The following is a 19,442-nucleotide window of genomic DNA, read 5'->3' as shown; positions in this document are numbered from 1 at the left end:
AGGCCATTAAAATAAATTTGCAATTATATAAGCACTTATATAAATTGCACAATGAATTTATATCAAAGCCTGGGCTACCTGGTTTTAGGCAGCCGTTTACGCCGCCTGAGCGAAGCTTTTCTGGCCGAAATTAACCGTGCCTATCAAAATGAAGGTATTGATTTTGATGCCAGCTGGTTCCCTGTTTTTTATCTGTTATCCAAAAACGAAGCGCTGTCCATCAAAGAATTGAGCGAGCAGATCGAGGTTTCCCATCCGGCAGCCAGTCAGCTTATCTCCAATTTAAAAACCCGCAAATTAGTTACATCCGCTACCTGTACCGATGATGGCCGCAGGCAACTGGTAACACTGACGGATAGCGGGCGTGAGCTATTAACACAGATATTACCCATGTGGGATGCGATCAGTGCCGCTATGACCGAACTGGTGGAAAGCGATGAGATGGCCAAACAATTACTACCGGCTATAACCGGATTGGAAACCGCTTTTCGCCAGGCTAACCTGGCCGAAGTCATCAGTCAGAAATTAATTACCGATCTAAAACCAACCCACCATGAATAGTATATTTAATTATGGTACCGATCATTTAACTATAGGCATTTGCCTGGATATAGCCGCTGGTAAAACCAAAGGCATTATTAACGCTGATGCCGACAAGGCCATTCGTGCTTCATGGCGCGAGGTTGAAAAAATTGTACACGCCCAACATCCCGTTTACGGTATCAATACCGGTTTTGGTCCGCTTTGTGATACCCGCATATCTGAAGCTGATACGAGTTTACTGCAAAGTAATATTCTGAAAAGCCACAGCGTAGGTGTGGGCAAGCCTATCCCAAAGGAAATTGCTAAGCTGATGCTGATCACCAAAGTACAGGCATTGGCGCAGGGCTATTCGGGAGTTGCCCCCGAAACATTGCAGCGCATTATCTGGCATATTGATCATGATATTATCCCGGTAGTTCCTGAAAAGGGATCAGTTGGCGCCTCTGGCGATCTGGCACCATTGTCACATCTGTTTTTACCCCTGATTGGTTTAGGCGAACTGTATGAAAATAACGAACGTATGCCTGCCGGGCAATCACTAATAAAACATAATCTGCAGCCATTGGTATTAGGTCCCAAAGAAGGCCTTGCACTTATCAACGGCACACAATTTATACTGGCATTTGCGGTAAAAGCTGTGCAGCGCCTGGATGATGCCCTAAACCGTGCTGATCTGATCGGTGCTTTATCATTAGAAGGACTCATGGGTTCGGCAAGACCATTTGATGCCCGCCTGCATGCCATCCGCCCTTTTAAAGGTACAAAAATGGTGGCCGACAGGTTATTTACCTTATTAACCGGTTCAGAGATCAATTCATCGCATATGAATTGCGACAGGGTGCAGGATCCATATTCCTTAAGGTGTATGCCGCAAGTACACGGTGCATCGCGGAATGCCTGGCTGCATCTGAAAGAATTGACTGAGATCGAGCTCAATTCGGTAACCGATAACCCGGTAGTTTTTAATGCCGATGATACCATTAGCGGTGGTAACTTCCACGGACAGCCATTGGCTTTACCGCTGGATTATGCCACCGTTGCCGCCGCCGAACTGGGTAATATTGCCGATCGCCGCTGTTACCTTATGAGCGAAGGTCGTTATGGTTTGCCCAAGCTGCTTACACAGGATGCCGGTTTAAACTCCGGTTTAATGATACCTCAATACACCACTGCGGCGCTGGTCACCGAAAATAAAACCCTGTGTTTTCCGGCCAGTGCCGATAGTGTACCTACCTCCCTGGGGCAGGAAGATCATGTATCTATGGGCTCTATCAGCGGGCGCAAACTGCACCACGTAATTGATAACCTGGAATATATACAGGCTATTGAACTGCTGTATGCCGCGCAGGCGGTTGATTTCAGACGGCCATTAAAATCAACCCCGGTTATTGAGGCCATTCATGATCTGGTAAGGCAGCACGTACCCCACATACAGGACGACCGTGTTTTTGCTACAGATATTCATAACTTACATCAACTGATCACTAACGGCTCTTTGCTGGCAATTGCCAACGAAACAGCTATTCATCACCAAATCAATCTCAGCCATGACGAGTTCGGAATTTATTAAAACCTATGCCAACCACCCGGTGTACAAAGCGCCGCGGGGTATGCAGCTGCATGCCAAAAGCTGGCAAACAGAAGCGCCACTACGGATGCTGCTCAACAACCTGGATGGCCAGGTAGCCGAAAATCCAGAGGAACTGGTGGTTTACGGCGGCATTGGTCAGGCGGCCCGTAACCCGGAATCATTGAGAAAGATTATTGAATTGCTGCTGGAGTTGGATGAATACCATTCACTGCTGATCCAATCGGGTAAGCCGGTAGGTATCGTGCGCAGCCATCCCGAAGCGCCGCGTGTATTGATAGCCAATAGCAACCTGGTACCTGCCTGGGCCAATTGGGAGCATTTTAACGAATTGCGCGCCAAAGGCTTGATGATGTATGGCCAGATGACCGCAGGTAGCTGGATCTATATAGGTACGCAAGGTATTTTACAAGGCACCTATGAAACTTTTGTAGAGTGCGGCAACCAGCATTTTAACGGTGATCTGACCGGCAAACTGATCGTAAGTGCGGGTTTAGGCGGTATGGGTGGGGCTCAGCCATTAGCCGCGACTATGGCAGGTGGTGTTTTTTTAGGTGCCGATGTTGATGCATCGCGCATTCAAAAAAGGGTAGATACACAGTACATCGATAGGATTACACACTCGTATGATGAGGCAATAGCCTGGGTAAAGGAAGCCATCGCCAAAAAAGAAACGCTTTCGGTAGGCTTAGTAAGCGATGCCGGCGATATGTTGGAGCATTTACTAAAAGACCATATTATTCCGGATATTTTAACCGATCAAACATCAGCGCATGACCCGTTGAACGGCTATATCCCTAATGGATTATCGTTGACAGATGCGGCCACATTGCGGAAAAATGATGCGGTGGAATATAAGAGGCTATCATTGAAAAGTATGGCCCGCCATGTAAGCCTGATGCTGGAATTACAGAACAAGGGTGCTGTTACATTTGATTATGGTAATAACCTGCGCGAGTTTGCCAAACAAGGCGGCGAACCCGACGCGTTTAATTTCCCCGGATTCACGCCGGCCTATATCCGTCCGCTGTTTTGTGAGGGTAAAGGGCCGTTTAGATGGGTAGCCTTATCGGGCGATCCAGAGGATATTTTTACTACAGATAGAGCGCTGATGGAGTTGTTCCCCGAAGATAAACCGCTCATCAAATGGCTTAAAAACGCTCAGGAAAAAATATCCTTCCAGGGCCTGCCGGCACGTATTTGCTGGCTGGGCATGGGCGACAGGGAAAAAGCAGGTTTGCTATTTAATGAGCTGGTAAAAACCGGTAAGGTAAAAGGTCCTATAGTGATTGGTCGCGATCATTTGGATTGCGGCTCGGTAGCATCACCCAATCGTGAAACAGAAGCTATGAAAGATGGTTCAGACGCGGTATCTGACTGGCCACTGCTTAACCTGATGGCCAATGCATCAGGAGGTGCAACCTGGATCTCGTTCCATCATGGCGGCGGCGTTGGCATGGGTTATTCGCAGCATGCTGGTATGGTTATTTTAGCTGACGGTACCGAGCGTGCTTCCACCTGCCTGAAACGCGTATTGCATAACGACCCTGCGATGGGTATTTTCCGTCATGCCGATGCCGGTTATGATAAAGCACAGGAATGGGCGGATAAATTTGGATTGAAAGTGTGGTAGATAAGCTGAAGGCAGAAAGCTTAAAGCCGAAAGCTATTTCTATTCCAGGCTTTCAGCTTTAAGCATTGAGCTTTCAGCGTGATGGATATTCTTGGCTTTCGGCTTTTAGCCTTAAGCTTTTAGCTTAATAAAATGAAAATACTAATAGGTCCGTTTACGCAGATATTACCACTAACAGGCTTGCCGTTAAAAGGTGCTTTGAAGGATGAGCAATTACATATTATTCCAAACGGAGGAGTATTAGTTGATGATGGCCTGATTGTGGCAGTTGATGATTTTGAAAAATTAAGATCGGGCAATCCATCGGTGCAAATTGAGGAAATTACAGGTGACCATATATTGTTACCTGGATTTGTGGATTGTCATACCCACATCTGTTTTGCCGGTAGCCGTGCAAAAGACTATGCTTTGCGTACAGCAGGTAAAACCTACCTGGAAATAGCCAAAGCAGGTGGCGGTATTTGGGATTCTGTTACTCAAACCCGGATAACTGATGAAGCTACTTTAACTAATCTGCTGTTAAACCGGGTACAACGGCATTTGGCTGAGGGAATTACTACCATCGAAGTAAAGAGTGGCTACGGCTTAGGTGTCGATGCTGAATTAAAACAATTAAGAGCCATCAAATCAGCGGCGGATAAAACCCGGGCCAGCCTGATATCAACTTGCTTAGCCGCTCATATGCTGCCCAAAGATTTTGATGGAACACATCCGGAATACCTCAACCATGTTTTACAAAATCTGTTACCAGCTATTAAACAACAACGGTTAACCAACCGGGTGGATATATTTATTGAAGAAAGCGCTTTTAATACCAGCGATGCGCTGAACTACCTGGCCAAAGCCAAGCAAATGGGTTTTGAAGTAACCGTTCATGCCGACCAGTTTACTACAGGTGGCAGTGAGGTGGCCATTAAAGCAAGAGCGACCTCAGCCGATCATCTGGAAGCCAGTACCGAACAGGAAATAAATATGCTTGCTCAATCTGATACCGTAGCAGTAACTTTACCCGGTGCATCATTAGGGTTAGGAATGGCTTATGCGCCTGCCCGTAAACTGCTGGATGCCGGAGCATGCCTGGCTATTGCCAGCGACTGGAACCCGGGTTCGGCCCCGATGGGTGATCTGTTGATGCAGGCCGCCGTGATGGGTGCTGCTGAAAAGCTATGTGCTGCCGAGGTTTTTGCAGGTTTAACTTTCCGGGCTGCATCAGCATTGAAGTTAAATGACCGCGGGACTTTAGCCAAAAATAAGCTGGCCGATATGCAGGCTTATCCTTGTAATGATTACCGCGATATTCTATATTACCAGGGAAAATTGAAACCGGGCAAGGTATGGACCGCTGATTTATAATGATTTTTATGATTTCGCTGATTTTATTTTCGATCGGTCACTAATGAACGAGTGAACAAATGAACGATATCAACCAATGAACAAATAAAATACTAAACCAATGAGCCAGAAACTAATTGAATGTGTTCCGAATTTTAGCGAAGGTGTAAATCTTGATATTATAAAACAGATTACCAATGAAGTAGAGTCTGTAGAAGGTGTGCGCCTGTTGAATGTTGATCCGGGCAAGGCCACTAACCGCACTGTGGTAACCTTTGTGGGCGAGCCTGAAAAGGTGATCCAGGCAGCTTTCCTTGCTATCAAAAAAGCCGGAGAGTTGATTGACATGAGCAAACAAAAGGGCGAACATCCGCGGATGGGGGCAACTGATGTTTGTCCGCTGATACCTATCAGCAATATCAGTATGGAAGAAACCGCGGAGTATGCGCGCCAGCTGGCCAAACGTGTGGGCGAGGAATTGCAGATCCCGGTTTATTTATATGAGCAGGCACAACCCAATAAAAACCGCAGCAATTTGTCGGTGATCAGGGCAGGAGAGTACGAGGGCTTTTTTAAGAAGATCAAGCTACCGGAGTGGGCGCCCGATTTTGGTCCGGCAGAGAATGATGTAAGACGCGGTGCTACCGTAATTGGGGCGCGAGATTTCCTGGTGGCTTATAATGTAAACCTGAATACTACGTCAACCCGCAGAGCGAACGCTATTGCTTTTGATGTGCGCGAAGCTGGTCGTACAATTAACGACGAGAATGGCAAACCTCAAAATATTCCAGGCTCATTGAAAGCGGTAAAAGCCATTGGTTGGTATATTGAGGAGTATGGCATCGCTCAAATCTCTATGAACCTCACCAATATTGAAATAACACCCGTACACAAGGCCTTCGATGAGGTTTGTGATAAAGCCAATACACGTGGCATCCGGGTTACCGGCAGCGAACTGGTAGGATTGATCCCGCTGAAAGCCATGCTGGATGCTGGCAAATATTTTCTACGGAAACAAAAACGGTCGGTTGGGGTAAGTGAAAAGGAACTGATCCGGATCGCCATTAAATCAATGGGATTGGATGAGCTTGGGCCTTTTATTCCCGAGGAGCGTATTATTGAATACTTGTTGAAAGATAAAGCTGCCAGCAAACTGGTGAGCATGAGTCTGGTGGAGTTTGCAGATGAAACGGCGAGTGAAAGCCCTGCTCCGGGTGGTGGTTCTATCTCTGCTTATGTTGGTTCTTTAGGAGCTTCGCTTGCGGGGATGGTGGCTAATCTTAGTTCGCATAAGAAAGGCTGGGATGATCGTTGGGAAGAATTCAGTAACTGGGCCGAAAAAGCCCAGGCTTATAAAGATGAACTGATCCGCCTGGTTGATCTGGATACCACTGCGTTTAACCGCATTATGGAGTCGTTTGGTTTACCCAAATCGACACCCGAAGAAAAAGCGGCAAGGGATAAAGCCATACAAGATGCTACCAAATATGCTATTGAGATTCCATTCAAAGTGATGCAGGCCGCATTGAACAGCATGGAAGTGATCAAGGCAATGGTGGAGATAGGTAACCCCAATTCAGTAACTGATGGCGGTGTTGCGGCCCTTTGTGCCCGCACCGCCGTTCTGGGTGCTTTTATGAACGTAAAGATCAATGCCTCGGGTTATAAGGATAAGGATTTTGTGACGGATATAATTGCAAAAGGCAATGATATTGAGCAGAAAGCTATTGCCCTCGAAGCAGAGGTTATTGAGCTGGTGAACGGGAAGATAGGGTTGTAGGAGGAAGTCCATAGTCGATGATCCATAGACCATGCAAAAAACGCTCGCAATGACGTTTTTATATAAAAAAGCCGGTGCTTGCACCGGCTTTTTTGAAATAATTATGAGAAAAAAGTCCATGGTCCATCGTCTATGGACTAAAAAATTAGAACCTGTATCTCACAAACGCCTCCATGGCTTCATACTCAGCGAGTCCGAGGCGGTCATAACGCTGAGCGGTATCACGGGTACGGTCCTCAGCCCTCACCCAGAATTCACGGGCATCATCACCCGGGAAAACAGGACGGTCCTTTTGGGATTGGTGTTTAAAAATGGCATTGCGCTTACGGATCACCTCCTGGGGAGAAAGCGGCACGGCCATTTCAATTTCATAGGTTTCAAACTCGTGCCATGCCCCGCGGTACATCCATAACCAGCAATCATCCACCCATGCCTCTTTACCTTTTAACCTCGACAAAGCAGCCAGGATAATGTTGAAACAAACCAAATGCGTACCATTCGGATCGGCAAAATCACCGGCAGCAAAAATCTGCTGTGGTTTTACTTTTTGTAGTAAATCGATAGTTAAAAGGATATCTTCCTCACCCACGGCGTTTTTCTTGGTTTTGCCGGTTTCGTAAAAAGGCAAAGCCATAAAATGGATATGGTCATCCGGCAAACCCGCGTAACGGGCACCCGAGATAGCTTCGGTCTTGCGAATGAAGCCTTTTACATTGCGGATCTCCTGGGTATCGATCTGGTTAGGCTGTTTCTGCGGAAAGAAAGCCCGCATCTCTTCATACAGTTTTTTCAGGTGACCAGGATCTTCACCGATACTGTTGGTAAAATCAATGGCAAACTCCATATAACGTAACACATCATCATCCCAAACGGCGGTATTACCCGAGGTTTGGTAAGCCACGTGCACATCATGCCCCTGATCTACCAAACGGATAAATGTACCCCCCATCGAGATCACATCATCATCCGGGTGGGGTGAGAAAATGATCGAACGCTTTTTGGCAGGCAAAGCTCTTTCCGGGCGCTGTGAATCATCCGCATCCGGCTTGCCACCCGGCCAGCCGGTAATGGTATGCTGGATCTGGTTAAAAATATCAATGTTGATGTTGTATACCGGACCCTGTTCCACGGCCAGCTGCGCCATGCCATGGTTATTGTAATCTTCCTCGGTTAGTTTCAATACCGGTTTACCGATCGTATCCGCCAGCCAGATCACCGCTTTCTTCTTCAATATATTATCCTCCCATGAACAATCTTTAACCAGCCATGGGGTATCAAAACGGGTGAGTTCCGAAGCCGCGGCTTCATCCAAAACAAACTCTACATGGTCAGACAATTGCAGGTAGGTAGCCGGCACCTCGCCAGACATTTCACCTTCCACGGCTTTTTTGATGATCGGCGCTTTTTTCTTGCTCCAGGCCATCAGGATAATTTCGCGGGCTTTAAAAATAGTACCGATACCCATAGTGATGGCTTTGGTAGGCACGTTGGCCTTGCCGCCAAAATCACGGGCGGCATCACTGCGGGTCAAATCATCCAGGGTCACTAAACGGGTACCCGAGTTAGGGGCAGAACCGGGTTCATTAAAACCGATGTGACCGGTACGGCCGATACCCAGGATCTGGAGATCCAGACCACCCAGTTCTTCGATCTGGCGCTCATAATTTAAACAAAAAGCCACCACATCATCTTTATCCAAAGTACCATCAGGGATATGTACATTGGTTTTGTCAATATCTACATGGCTGAAAAGGTTTTCATACATGAAAGTAACATAGCTTTGGGCCGCGTCAGGTTTCATGGGATAATACTCATCGAGATTGAAAGTGATCACGTCACGAAAAGACAGCCCCTCCTCCTTGTGCAGCCGAACCAGTTCATTATACACACCGATGGGGGTAACACCGGTAGCCAAACCGAGCACGGCTTTTTCACCGCGCGATTGTTTGTCGCGGATGAGCGCTGCAATGCGGGCAGCCACCGCTACCGAGGCTTGTTGCTGGGTTCCATAAACGCTTACCGGCAGCTTCTCGTACCGGGTCTCTTCCAATAAATTTAATCGGGCCATAATTTTCTAAGAACCTGTTTTATAGTTATATGATGAATAAAAAAAAGTCACTATACAAAAAACCCCCGCCGAAACGAGGATTTTTATCAAACCAATTAACAAAACCTTTTAAACCTCACCGACATGAGGCTAAAGTAAATTCCGTTGAATAACATGCTGTACATTATTGTTACAAACTTAATAAAACTAATTTTCAATTTCAAACACTTTTTAAATTTTTTTAATAAGTAAAATTAATTTTATCAAATTATTAAATAATCGTCTGCAGGTGTAAAATAAAAAAGAGCTCCTGATGGGCAGGAACTCTAATTAACCAATTATAAAACATAAATATGAGAGAAGAGAGATGCAGGGGAGGGAGTCGAACCCATCCGTTTGCTGCCGAACCAGCGCCTGCTTTGCTATATTAAATGAACCACCATTTATAAACTTTCTGTTGCAAATATAATATTTAATCTATTAAATCTATGTATTTAGTAGATTAAATTGTAATTATTTTTCATTTATGATTTTTCACATTAACTCAATACGCGTACAAAAGCAGCTCGCCTGCCTTTATAATAATATTTTAATTTTATTAACGCGTTTTGTGCCGGGGCAAGCTTACCTGTGCGTGCTAAATAACCGAATAATAAAAGTATAAGCATCTGGTTATTTAACTAAGCCGGCAAATTTTTGATAAAACACGGTAGGACTGTTAGCATCCTTCGGTGCGTACTTACCTGCAATGATTGGCACATAGATCACCCTGCGGCGGCTGGCCTCTCCAACTACAGAGGATTGCGCTACCCGGTGCCATAACCTTCCGTCGTGAATGGTGAGGTCGCCGGCTTCAGGTGTAATGGCCAGTTCGTTCTCGTCGGCATCATGATCCAGGAAATATTTCTTTTTAAAAAGCATCTGGTAAAGTCCCTGTTTATGGGTTCCCGGCAAGATCCTCAAGCCACCGTTTTCTGGTTTCAGGGTGCTGAGGTGGATGCCCACGTTCAGCATGGGGTTTAGCTTTTGCCCATGGAAAATATCGCGCAAACCGTCTGTATGCCAGCCCATTTTGCTAAAGCTGCTTTGCTCGCTGTTAACATAATGATTCAATACCATGCCGTCTTTTTCATGGGTGCCGAACCTGGCGTCGGGGCCGATAATATCAAGTAAGGTATTAAATCGGGGATCCTGTATAAACTCAGCAAATACAGGATGATGCTGGTTAATAAAAGCGAAACGCTGTACAATGGTATCCCCGTTCAAATCCTTGCCATATTTTATAGGTACGCCGTTCACCTTGGCCACCTCGTTTTTTATCCACTGTTCCTGCACCTGCTCAGATGCCCTGGTGATAAGCTGCACGGTTTCGGGGTTAATGAAATTTTTGAAATGAATAAAACCATGCTCATTAAAAAAGTGATGCTGTTCGGTGGTAAGCTTATCGCCTAAAGTGAATTTTTTATATACAGTACTCATGTTGAAATTATAAATAATAAAAATGTGTGGAAACCCTGGCTATCTAATAGCAGGTAATTGTATTGTAGTATGCAGCGGGGTGAAAAAGATCAACAACAACAAACCATTACCTTCTTGGGGAAAGGCATTCGCATGTTACATGCGTTGGTTATATGTGAATATTGTGTTGTCAATTATTTAATATATAATGTCTATAGATTTAATAGACAATGCAAATGTAACAAGTGATCCGGAAAAAACAAATAATTATGAAAATATTTTTTGAAATAGGTAATTGGGTGTCGTTCAAGTGCCACGCGGTATCGACTCACCCTGTCATCGCCACGCTCGACATCCCTCTCCGCCTACGGCGAAAAGAGGGATCAAACAAAAGAATTTCCCACCCTCTTTACCGCAAAGCGGTAGAGAGGGTCGCCCAGCGAAGCGTCGGCGGGGTGAATCGACACCGCACGACGATTTAAATACACCGCGCTGTTCGGAGTCTCTGACTTCGAACCATTATGCTTGTAGTCTTCAGACTACCCAGATGTCTGTAGTTTTAAACTACAGACATAGTCGTCCGAAGTCAGAGACTTCGAACAGCGGAGGAATATACTTGTGTGGTTTACTTACTCTTATACAGATCTCCACCTATTTTTTCAATAAGGGCCTTGGGCAGGAGCCGGGCTCCGCTTACCGAAAGCTTGTTCAGCAAACCAGGTACAATTTCTGCTTTTTTATTAAACAGGCCTTTTAACCCTATCGCCGCAACTTCCTCAGGTTGCATATTAAACTTAGCAGCCAGATCGGCAAAAGCATCCAGACCCGCCCGATGGGAGAAACCGGTATCGGTAGGACCTGGACTAAGCAAACTTACTGATATAACAGAACCTTTGAGCTCATATCGCAAAGCCCTGGTAAATGATAACACAAAAGCTTTTGTTGCCGAATAAACGGCCAGCGTAGGTACAGCCTGGTAGGCTGCTGTACTGCCCACATTTAAAATATAAGCTTTCGGTTGTTGTTTTAACAAAGGGATGAACCCATGCGTTAGTTTTATCAGGGCATTAATATTTAAGCCGATTACATTAAGTTGCCCTTCGATATCCACATTTTCAAAACTACCCCAGAGGCCATAACCTGCATTATTGATCAACACAGATACAGCGTATGAATTATCGGTACACCAGTTAACAACTTTTTCCGAAGCCTGGCTGTCAGACAGGTCGATAGCCAGCCACCTGGCTTGTACCTGATAGGTGGTTATTATTTCGGTGGCCAGTGCCTGCAGTTCATCTTTGGAACGAGCCACCAGTAAAACAGGGTAACCTTTTTTGGCCAGTTGTAAGGCTAAAGCCCGGCCTATGCCTTTGCTGGCCCCGGTAATTAAAGCGTAAGTATTCATATAATAAGCCCTAAAATGCTATTGATAAACAAGTGTACAAATTTCTTTTATCAAGCCTCACCTAGATCCTCTCCAAAGGAGAGGACTTTGCTTTGCATCTTGTTTTTAGCTTCCTCTCCTTTGGAGAGGGCTGGGGTGAGGCTAAACAAGTGTACAAATTTCTTTTACAAAATGACTACTAAATTTGTAGACTATTTGTATGTTTGTATCTATATGATTACAAACGCCGCTTATATTAGTAACCCTTTATGCAACGTTAAGTGTTGTAGCACCAAGTTATTGTAAAGGCAGCAGCATATAATACAGATCAATATTTGTTGTTGAGCCTTTCAGTTTTTATGAAAGGCTTTTTGTTTTAGTATACGTTTTGTTCAACCAAACCGCAATTAAATGAAAGCATTATTACGATGGATAGCATATAGTGCCATTATATTACTATCACTGCAAATACCTCTTTATGCACAGGATGCACCTGTAGTTAGATATGCACAGTTACGGGTGGATTCTGGTGGCGTGCATAGCAGCGTAATTGCGGCCAATGCCTTTAAAAAGCCCGATGTTGCTGCCGATAATACCCTGAGCGCTGCCGATTTTGACGAAGAAAGCTATCTGCAAAAAGTAGCCAGTTTTGATGTGTATGGTAAAAAACACGATGCCAGGCCCATTGCTAAGCTGCTAAAGGCCGATCAGGTAAAAGCGGTAACCAGCGATAAAAAACGCAGCCATAAGTTTTATTACCACATGGCCAACATATTTGCCCGGCTCCGGATGTATCCCCTGGCGATGAAGTGCTATTTTAAAACGCTACAGGTAGATGACGAACATACCGCTATTCATTTAACAGATTCGGTAGCTGTGGATAGTTCCCGTATTTCAGATAGCAAACCAACTTTTACACAAGCAAATTTACGGAACAACACATCAGTAGCCGGGTTATTGGCTATTAACAGAACAGATGAACAAATGCTGGATGCCGATTCTGGTAACTATAATCATCCCGGAAAGGAAATAAAATCGCCCCCGGTGCAGCTGGCGAATATCATCGACCCTTTTGATGACGGTAAAAAGGCTTCGGCCTATGCGCTGTTGATCCATATATCACAACCCGTATCTGGTAAACGGAGAATATTTGTAAAGTTAAGTAAGGTAGGGCATACCTTTATAACACTTATTAAGTATAATACCGATTCTACATCGGTATCCCGGTCGTTCGGATTTTATCCAAAAAAAGAACATTTTTTGTCCGCCACACCATTATTCCCTACAACGGGTTCTGTTTTTAAAAATGATGAGCAGCATGACTGGGACGAGACCGTTGGCAAATTCATATCAGAGCGTCGGTTTAAAAGGATCCTTAAAGTGATCAGACAGTTCGATCAAAAAAACTACAACCTCAACAAAAATAATTGTACCGATTTTGGATTGAGCCTGGCCAGTACAGCGGGGATTAGTATTTTATATACTAACGGCAGCTGGCCGCTGGGGCGGGGTAATAACCCAGCCAGTGCCGGGCAAAGTGTGCTGGAAGGCAAGGTGCTGAATATGGATAGTAGCTGTAATTTATTTATTTGTAATGATTTGGCTCAATAAGACAGTCAAGAATTAAGAAAAACAAATATGGTATTCAGTATCTGATTTTAGCTTGCGCTCTTTTGCAACCTCAGGCGTTGGGAAGAGCTATGTTATGGATCAAGCTCCCCCTCTTGAGGTATAAAGCGAAAATCAAGCATCTATCGACTCACCCCGACGTCGCTGCGCTCGTCACCCCTCTCTCCGCTTCGCGCATAGAGGGGTTTTCTTTCTTTTTTCTTTACCCTCTTTGCGGCAAAGCCGCAGAGAGGGTGGTCCAGCGAAGCGTAGACCGGGTGAGTCGGCTACGCGACTTGTTTTTAACCTTGTAAGTTCAAACTCCGCCTTCATGGGCTATTACTCTCAAGAGGGGAATCGCACTGTCTCCCGCTTTTTTTGCTTCTTCCCCAAACCTGTGGTTTTCAAACAAGCGGAAGTAAGTATCCCCAATTGTTAACAAAATCCAAATTGTGCAAATCCGGTCTCGGCACATCCGCGCATAATTTTTTATCTTTACCCATCCAAAAGTTTTTTAGCATATAATGAGTGAAGATCTGAATCAAAACGATATACCCGCAGGCAATGAACAAAAATTACATAATGTTACCTCACTCGACGGGTTATACGAAAACTGGTTTCTGGATTATGCCTCTTACGTAATTCTCGACCGTGCTGTTCCGCATATCAATGATGGCTTAAAACCTGTACAGCGCCGTATCCTGCACTCGCTGAAGGAAATGGACGACGGACGTTTTAACAAGGCTGCCAACGTAATAGGTAATACTATGAAGTATCACCCGCACGGGGATGCCTCTATTGGCGATGCCATGGTGCAGATAGGGCAAAAGAACCTGCTGATCGACTGTCAGGGTAACTGGGGCGATCCGGTAACAGGCGACTCGGCCGCGGCGCCGCGTTATATTGAGGCGCGCTTATCTAAATTTGCGCTTGATGTTGTTTTTAACGCCGATACCACCGTTTGGCAGGCCAGCTATGACGGGCGTAACAAAGAGCCTATTACGCTACCTGTAAAATTCCCTTTGCTGCTGGCACAGGGTGCCGAAGGTATAGCGGTTGGCTTGGCTACGAAAATATTACCCCACAATTTTATTGAACTGATTGACGCGTCTATCGCCGTACTGAAAGGCGAGCGGCCTAACCTGCTGCCCGACTTCCCTACAGGTGGTATGGCCGATGCTTCTTTATATAACGAGGGGCAGCGTGGCGGCAAGATCCGTGTGCGTGCCAAAATTGTAGAGCGCGATAAAAAAACACTGGCTATTACCGAGATTCCATTCTCGACCACTACAGGCAGTTTGATCGATAGCGTGATATCGGCCAATGACAAAGGCAAGATCAAGATTAAAAAGATCGAAGATAATACTGCTCAGCATGTCGAGATCATGATTCATCTGGCACCCGGTATTTCGCCTGATGTAACTATCGACGCGCTGTATGCTTTTACCGATTGCGAGGTATCCATATCGCCCAATACCTGCGTTATCCAGGATGATAAGCCCCGGTTCATGAGCGTAAATGATATGCTTAGTGAAAGCACTTTCTTCACCAAAGATCTGTTGAAGCAGGAATTGGAGATCAAGCTGAAAGAGCTCATGGAGCGCATCTTCTTTAGCTCCTTACTCAAAATATTTATACAGGAGGGGATGTACAAACACCCCGAATATGAAAACTCAGGCAATTTTGAAGCTGTATTAGAGGTCTTGAACCGTTTGTTCGAACCCTTTTTTCCGCAATTTTACCGGGAGATACTACCTGAGGATTATAAGAAATTGATCGACAAGCCCATGAGCAGCATCACCCGCTTTGACGTTAAAAAAGCGGATGAGCTGATGAAAACGCTCGAGAACGAGATCAAACAGGTGAAACATCATCTGAAACACCTCACCGATTATACCATTGCCTGGTTCGAGAAACTGAAAGAAAAATATGGTAAGGATCGGGAACGCAAAACCGAACTGCGCACCTTTGATAAAGTAGAAGCTGCCCAGGTAGCACTGGCTAACGTGAAATTATATGTTAACCGCGAGGATGGTTTTATAGGTTCCGGTCTTAAAAAAGATGAACTGGTAGGTGATTGCTCAGACATTGACGAGATCATTGTTTTCCGGGCGGATGGGCGTTGCATTATCACCAAGGTACAGGACAAAGTTTTTGTGGGTAAAGAGATCATACACGTTGCCGTATTTAAAAAGAATGACGAGCGCACCGTTTATAATATGATCTATAAGGATGGTACAAGCGGTATCAGCTATATCAAACGTTTCTCGGTGGTGGGTGTAACCCGCGATAAGGAGTACGACCTCACCAAAGGTACCAAGGGTACCAAAGTATTATATTTTAGCGCTAACCCTAATGGCGAGGCCGAGGTGGTGAACGTTCAGTTAAAACCTCATTCGAAACTGAAAAAACTGCAGTTTGATGAGGATTTTGCTGCCCTGGCTATTAAAGGCCGTGGCTCCATGGGTAATATCATTACCAAGTACCCGGTTAAAAAGATCATCTTGAAAAGCAAAGGCGTATCAACACTGGCGGGCCGTAAGATCTGGTATGACGATATCCTGAAACGTCTGAATGCCGATAGCCGCGGTAAGTACCTGGGCGAATTTGATGGCGACGACCGTATATTGAATGTACTGAGTAACGGAGTATACGAATTGACCAGCTTTGATCTGAATAATCATTTTGATGATAAGATGATCCTGATCGAAAAGTACGATCCTAAGAAAGTTTATTCGGTTATTCACCTGGATGGCAAATCGAAGAACTATATGGTTAAGCGTTTTTCGTTTGAGCATATAGCTTTAGGCAAACAGGTGAGCATCATCAGCGAAGAACCCGGATCAAAACTGATATTGATAGCTAAGGAATCGCCTTTGGTGAGCGTGGTACAGCTGAAAGGAAAAGATCAAACCCCCGAAACCATTGAAGTAAACCTGGCCGAACTGATAGATGTAAAGGGCATGAAAGCCATGGGTAACCGCCTGTCGCAATTCCCGGTAAGATCTGTTGAATTGATAGCCGATGGCGAAAGCGCGGATGAACCTGTTGATACAGAAGAACCGGAAACCGGGTTGGATGAAGAAACAAGTTCGGATGAGCCTGTTGATCAGTTATCGGATGAAGAGCCCGAACAGAAAACGGAACCAGAGCAGCCTAAGGCGGGAGCGCAGATACCACCAAAACCTCCTGCTGCTTCAAAACAGGAACCGAAAGAGCCTGAAGCCAAAGAACCGGAACCACCCGAAGACCAGCCCAAAGAAGTACACAAAAAGGTAGATTTTGAGATCACAAACCCCGATGACATCCAGTTGGATGATAAAGGGCAGTTGGGACTCTTTTAAATAAAATAGCAAAGCCACCGAGAATAAATACCGGTGGCTTTGTTGCTTGTGCTCATTTACGACCACACGTGTTGGAAAGACAAAAAAAGCGGGAGGCTGTGCGATTTTCCTCTTGAGAGAGTAATAGCCTATGATATGACAGAGAGAAGAATCAAAGGCGCGGTATCGACTCACCCCGACATCGCTTCGCTCGTCACCCCTCTCTCCGCTTCGCGCATAGAGGGGATTTTATTTTCTTTTTCTCCACCCTCTTTCCGGCAAAGCCGGAGAGAGGGTGGTCCAGCGAAGCGTAGACCGGTGAGTCGGCTCTGCACCATGATATTCTCAAAAAAGCCTGTTCTGCCTAATTATGGGCTATTACTCTCAAGAAGGGAGTTTAATCGATTACATATTCTTCCCAATACCCGTTTTAAGACCAATTAAGTAAATAAACAGGTAAAATATTGATTTTCTGATGAAAGTATATTTACTTACCGCTTCGTTTTTTTATTTTTGATCATACAAATCACCTTATCCTTTTACAATGAATATGTTTTTTGGCGGCGGCGGTTCCTATTATTATATTATCATTGGTTTGCAGATCCTGTGTGCCATACATAGCGCCCGCCGGGGCACACTGAACAGATGGATCTGGCTTATTGTATTTATACCGGTTATAGGCTGTATTGTATATATCTATAGCGAGATAATTTCAAACAGGAACGTCATACGGGCTCCTAAAATAGATGTTGGGGCCGTGTTGAATCCAGGGGGCAAGATAAAAAAACTGGAAGATGAACTGCGCTTTACCGATACCTTTGCCAATAAAGTAAAACTGGCTGATGCCTACCTGGCTGCAGGCTATACCGATAAAGCGGTTGACTTGTATAACGCCAGCCTTACAGGGGCTTTCTCAGAAAATGAACATGTGCTGGCCCAACTCATCATTGCCTATTTTGAACAGCAGCGATATGATGAAGTGATCCCGATTGCAAAAAAACTCTATAACCTGCCCCAGTTTACCCGTTCAAAAGCGCATATTTTGTACGCGCAATCGTTGGAGCGCACCGGGCAAACAGTACAGGCCGAAAACGAATTTAAAGCCATGAAAGGGCGATACTCTTATTTCGAGCCGCGCTATGAATATGGTTTGTTTTTAACAAGAGCCGGTAGGGATAATGATGCTTATCAGATTTTTACAGACATGCTGGAAGAGCAACCTCATTTGAGTCCGATGGAGCGGAAAAGCAACCGGGTTTGGTTTGCCAAAGCAAAAGACGAGCTCAAGAAACTTTCGGTTCAAAAAACGGTATAAATAAAAAGGCCTTCCAAATACATCAGAAGGCCTTCTTTTATTTGGTAATGCTGATTACAGGATCAGGATCAATACTAAAATAATAATAATAATAGCACCTACTGATAAATAGATACCACCACCGCCTAAAGCGTTTGCTTCATGTTTTAAACCTTTAAGTTCGGTACGTAATTCTTTTTTATCCTGCCTGGTAAGTTCAGACTTATCCATAGCTTTAATCTCATTCACCCTGGCTTTGATCTCTTCAATACGCGCCTGTTTTTGCTCAGTGGTCATACTGGCTATTTGCTCCTTACTCAATATGGTTAAAGCACCGTCTGTAGCAGTAGAGGCATAACTGTTAAATGCCGCGACAGAAAGCAGCATAGTAAGGGCGATAAGATAAATTTTCTTTTTCATGTTAATTAGTTTTAATAGCGTGTTGTGTTTAATTATTGTTAAATAAAAAAGCAGCGAAAATGTTTTACCGCTTTTTTATTTTTTGCTGCAAAAATCCGGCCTAAAGACTAATAAAATAGGGGGCTTCAAAAACATGGCCCGTATGCAGCGTTTGTATAGCCTCTTTTTTATTGATGTTTACGTGATGATCCTGCGTATCGGCGCAGCCCAGCCAGGGCTCAATACATACAAAATCGGCACCAGGTTTGGCCCATACGCCCAAATAATTATAATGCGGAAATTCTACCGAAACGGATTGATCATGCTTTTTACTTTTGATGCTTACCATCCGGGAGTTGAGCTGTTTAAAAACAAGCGCGTCGGCATCAAACAGGTGGCGGGTTAGATAGAGTTTATTACCTGGCGTAGCAACCGGGTGAGTTTCGCCGGTAAAAAAGCCATCGGCCGAAAGCATGTTGGCTTCCAGATGCTCGTCGGTTTCAAATTCAAGATAATAATCCTCATAGTTTTCGCCCTTAAAAAAAGGTATGTTGAAGGCGGGATGCGCGCCGACCGAAAAGTAGATGGTTTTTTTGTCCAGGTTGATCACCTTGTGCGTTATCCTAAGCGAATTATCTATCAGCGTGTATAAAACCTGGTAATCAAATTTGTATGGATATACCTGGAGTGTTTTTTCGCAGTAGGGGAGCGAGAAACTGGCCGATACCTCGTCAGATTCCAGCAAAATAAATTCTGATTGCCTTGCAAAGCCATGCCGCGACATATCGTAAGCTTTTCCTTCAACCAGTAACTGGTTGTTAATCAGGCCGCCCACAATCGGAAAAAGATTAGGCGAATGCCAGGGCCAAACAGCAGGATCGGCTTGCCAAAGGTGCTCAATACCGGTTTGTTTATTATAAAATGAACTGAGCTGCGCGCCTTTCAAATCAATGGCTACTTTAAGAAACTCGTTTTCTATTACAGTCATACGTTAACGGCAATTATTTTTAGAAAATTAACTAATATGCAAGCAAGTTACAGCAATTTTTGTGA

General features: G+C 44.8%; 13 protein-coding genes. 8 read left to right on the top strand and 5 right to left on the bottom strand.

Annotated elements, in window-relative coordinates; translation table 11 throughout:
- Positions 1–51: 51 nt before the first annotated feature.
- From ACNURT_RS22945 to ftcD, 5 genes are all read left to right on the top strand, one after another.
- Positions 52–561, top strand: a complete 510-nt coding sequence (locus ACNURT_RS22945; RefSeq protein ID WP_419699645.1) for a MarR family winged helix-turn-helix transcriptional regulator — start codon at positions 52–54, stop codon at positions 559–561.
- A complete protein-coding gene (hutH, locus tag ACNURT_RS22940; protein ID WP_419699644.1) occupies positions 554–2,113 on the top strand; it encodes a histidine ammonia-lyase in 1,560 nt (519 codons plus the stop codon). The genes ACNURT_RS22945 and hutH overlap by 8 nt, the downstream gene beginning before the upstream one ends.
- Positions 2,091–3,764 carry a urocanate hydratase gene (hutU, locus tag ACNURT_RS22935; RefSeq protein WP_419699643.1) on the top strand — a complete coding sequence of 558 codons (1,674 nt, stop codon included), beginning with the start codon at positions 2,091–2,093 and terminating at the stop codon, positions 3,762–3,764. Before hutH ends, hutU begins: the two co-directional genes overlap by 23 nt.
- Before the next feature lie 132 nt (positions 3,765–3,896).
- Entirely contained in the window at positions 3,897–5,117 is a 1,221-nt protein-coding gene (gene hutI / locus ACNURT_RS22930; RefSeq protein ID WP_419699642.1) for an imidazolonepropionase, read from the top strand.
- 100 nt (positions 5,118–5,217) lie between these two features.
- The gene (ftcD, locus tag ACNURT_RS22925; RefSeq protein WP_419699641.1) at positions 5,218–6,876 is read left to right on the top strand and encodes a glutamate formimidoyltransferase; all 1,659 of its coding nucleotides are present in this window, start codon (positions 5,218–5,220) and stop codon (positions 6,874–6,876) included.
- A 145-nt stretch (positions 6,877–7,021) separates the two neighbouring features.
- On the opposite strand, the gene nagB is transcribed toward ftcD, so the two are convergent.
- The 3 genes from nagB to ACNURT_RS22910 form a co-directional block, all read right to left on the bottom strand.
- Positions 7,022–8,944, bottom strand: coding sequence for a glucosamine-6-phosphate deaminase (gene nagB / locus ACNURT_RS22920; RefSeq protein WP_419699640.1), 1,923 nt, complete (start codon positions 8,942–8,944; stop codon positions 7,022–7,024).
- A 651-nt stretch (positions 8,945–9,595) separates the two neighbouring features.
- Positions 9,596–10,402, bottom strand: a complete 807-nt coding sequence (locus tag ACNURT_RS22915) for a phytanoyl-CoA dioxygenase family protein (protein ID WP_419699639.1) — start codon at positions 10,400–10,402, stop codon at positions 9,596–9,598.
- A 604-nt stretch (positions 10,403–11,006) separates the two neighbouring features.
- Positions 11,007–11,786: an SDR family NAD(P)-dependent oxidoreductase gene (locus ACNURT_RS22910; protein WP_419699638.1), complete on the bottom strand. Its 780-nt coding sequence runs from the start codon at positions 11,784–11,786 to the stop codon at positions 11,007–11,009.
- A 390-nt stretch (positions 11,787–12,176) separates the two neighbouring features.
- Here ACNURT_RS22910 and ACNURT_RS22905 point away from each other — a divergent pair, with 390 nt between their 5' ends.
- The 3 genes from ACNURT_RS22905 to ACNURT_RS22895 all read left to right on the top strand — a co-directional run bounded on the left by ACNURT_RS22905 (position 12,177) and on the right by ACNURT_RS22895 (position 18,011).
- Positions 12,177–13,376 carry a hypothetical protein gene (locus ACNURT_RS22905; protein WP_419699637.1) on the top strand — a complete coding sequence of 400 codons (1,200 nt, stop codon included), beginning with the start codon at positions 12,177–12,179 and terminating at the stop codon, positions 13,374–13,376.
- A gap of 521 nt (positions 13,377–13,897) precedes the next feature.
- A complete protein-coding gene (locus tag ACNURT_RS22900; protein ID WP_419699636.1) occupies positions 13,898–16,717 on the top strand; it encodes a DNA gyrase/topoisomerase IV subunit A in 2,820 nt (939 codons plus the stop codon).
- Positions 16,718–17,240: 523 nt separating this feature from the next.
- Entirely contained in the window at positions 17,241–18,011 is a 771-nt protein-coding gene (locus ACNURT_RS22895) for a hypothetical protein (RefSeq protein ID WP_419699635.1), read from the top strand.
- Between the two features lie 54 nt (positions 18,012–18,065).
- Here ACNURT_RS22895 and ACNURT_RS22890 read toward each other — a convergent pair whose 3' ends face one another.
- Both ACNURT_RS22890 and ACNURT_RS22885 read right to left on the bottom strand, forming a co-directional pair.
- Positions 18,066–18,410, bottom strand: a complete 345-nt coding sequence (locus ACNURT_RS22890; protein ID WP_370996226.1) for a hypothetical protein — start codon at positions 18,408–18,410, stop codon at positions 18,066–18,068.
- A gap of 100 nt (positions 18,411–18,510) precedes the next feature.
- Positions 18,511–19,377 (bottom strand): aldose 1-epimerase family protein, encoded by an 867-nt coding sequence (locus ACNURT_RS22885; RefSeq protein ID WP_419699634.1) that lies wholly within the window; start codon positions 19,375–19,377, stop codon positions 18,511–18,513.
- Positions 19,378–19,442 lie beyond the last annotated feature (65 nt).

Source organism: Mucilaginibacter sp. NFX135 (genome assembly GCF_048565145.1).
In the GTDB taxonomy this organism is placed as follows: Bacteria; Bacteroidota; Bacteroidia; order Sphingobacteriales; family Sphingobacteriaceae; genus Mucilaginibacter.
This window is presented reverse-complemented; position numbering and strand designations above follow the sequence as displayed.

What these genes read in the sequence shown, in the direction of transcription:
- ACNURT_RS22900 (WP_419699636.1), top strand. Translation starts at nt 13,898, where the DNA reads ATGAGTGAAGATCTGAATCAAAACGATATACCCGCAGGCAATGAACAA.
- hutU (WP_419699643.1), top strand. Translation starts at nt 2,091, where the DNA reads ATGACGAGTTCGGAATTTATTAAAACCTATGCCAACCACCCGGTGTAC.
- ACNURT_RS22905 (WP_419699637.1), top strand. Translation starts at nt 12,177, where the DNA reads ATGAAAGCATTATTACGATGGATAGCATATAGTGCCATTATATTACTA.
- ACNURT_RS22890 (WP_370996226.1), bottom strand. Translation starts at nt 18,410, where the DNA reads ATGAAAAAGAAAATTTATCTTATCGCCCTTACTATGCTGCTTTCTGTC.
- hutH (WP_419699644.1), top strand. Translation starts at nt 554, where the DNA reads ATGAATAGTATATTTAATTATGGTACCGATCATTTAACTATAGGCATT.
- ACNURT_RS22885 (WP_419699634.1), bottom strand. Translation starts at nt 19,377, where the DNA reads ATGACTGTAATAGAAAACGAGTTTCTTAAAGTAGCCATTGATTTGAAA.
- hutI (WP_419699642.1), top strand. Translation starts at nt 3,897, where the DNA reads ATGAAAATACTAATAGGTCCGTTTACGCAGATATTACCACTAACAGGC.
- ACNURT_RS22895 (WP_419699635.1), top strand. Translation starts at nt 17,241, where the DNA reads ATGAATATGTTTTTTGGCGGCGGCGGTTCCTATTATTATATTATCATT.
- ACNURT_RS22945 (WP_419699645.1), top strand. Translation starts at nt 52, where the DNA reads ATGAATTTATATCAAAGCCTGGGCTACCTGGTTTTAGGCAGCCGTTTA.
- ACNURT_RS22915 (WP_419699639.1), bottom strand. Translation starts at nt 10,402, where the DNA reads ATGAGTACTGTATATAAAAAATTCACTTTAGGCGATAAGCTTACCACC.
- ACNURT_RS22910 (WP_419699638.1), bottom strand. Translation starts at nt 11,786, where the DNA reads ATGAATACTTACGCTTTAATTACCGGGGCCAGCAAAGGCATAGGCCGG.
- nagB (WP_419699640.1), bottom strand. Translation starts at nt 8,944, where the DNA reads ATGGCCCGATTAAATTTATTGGAAGAGACCCGGTACGAGAAGCTGCCG.
- ftcD (WP_419699641.1), top strand. Translation starts at nt 5,218, where the DNA reads ATGAGCCAGAAACTAATTGAATGTGTTCCGAATTTTAGCGAAGGTGTA.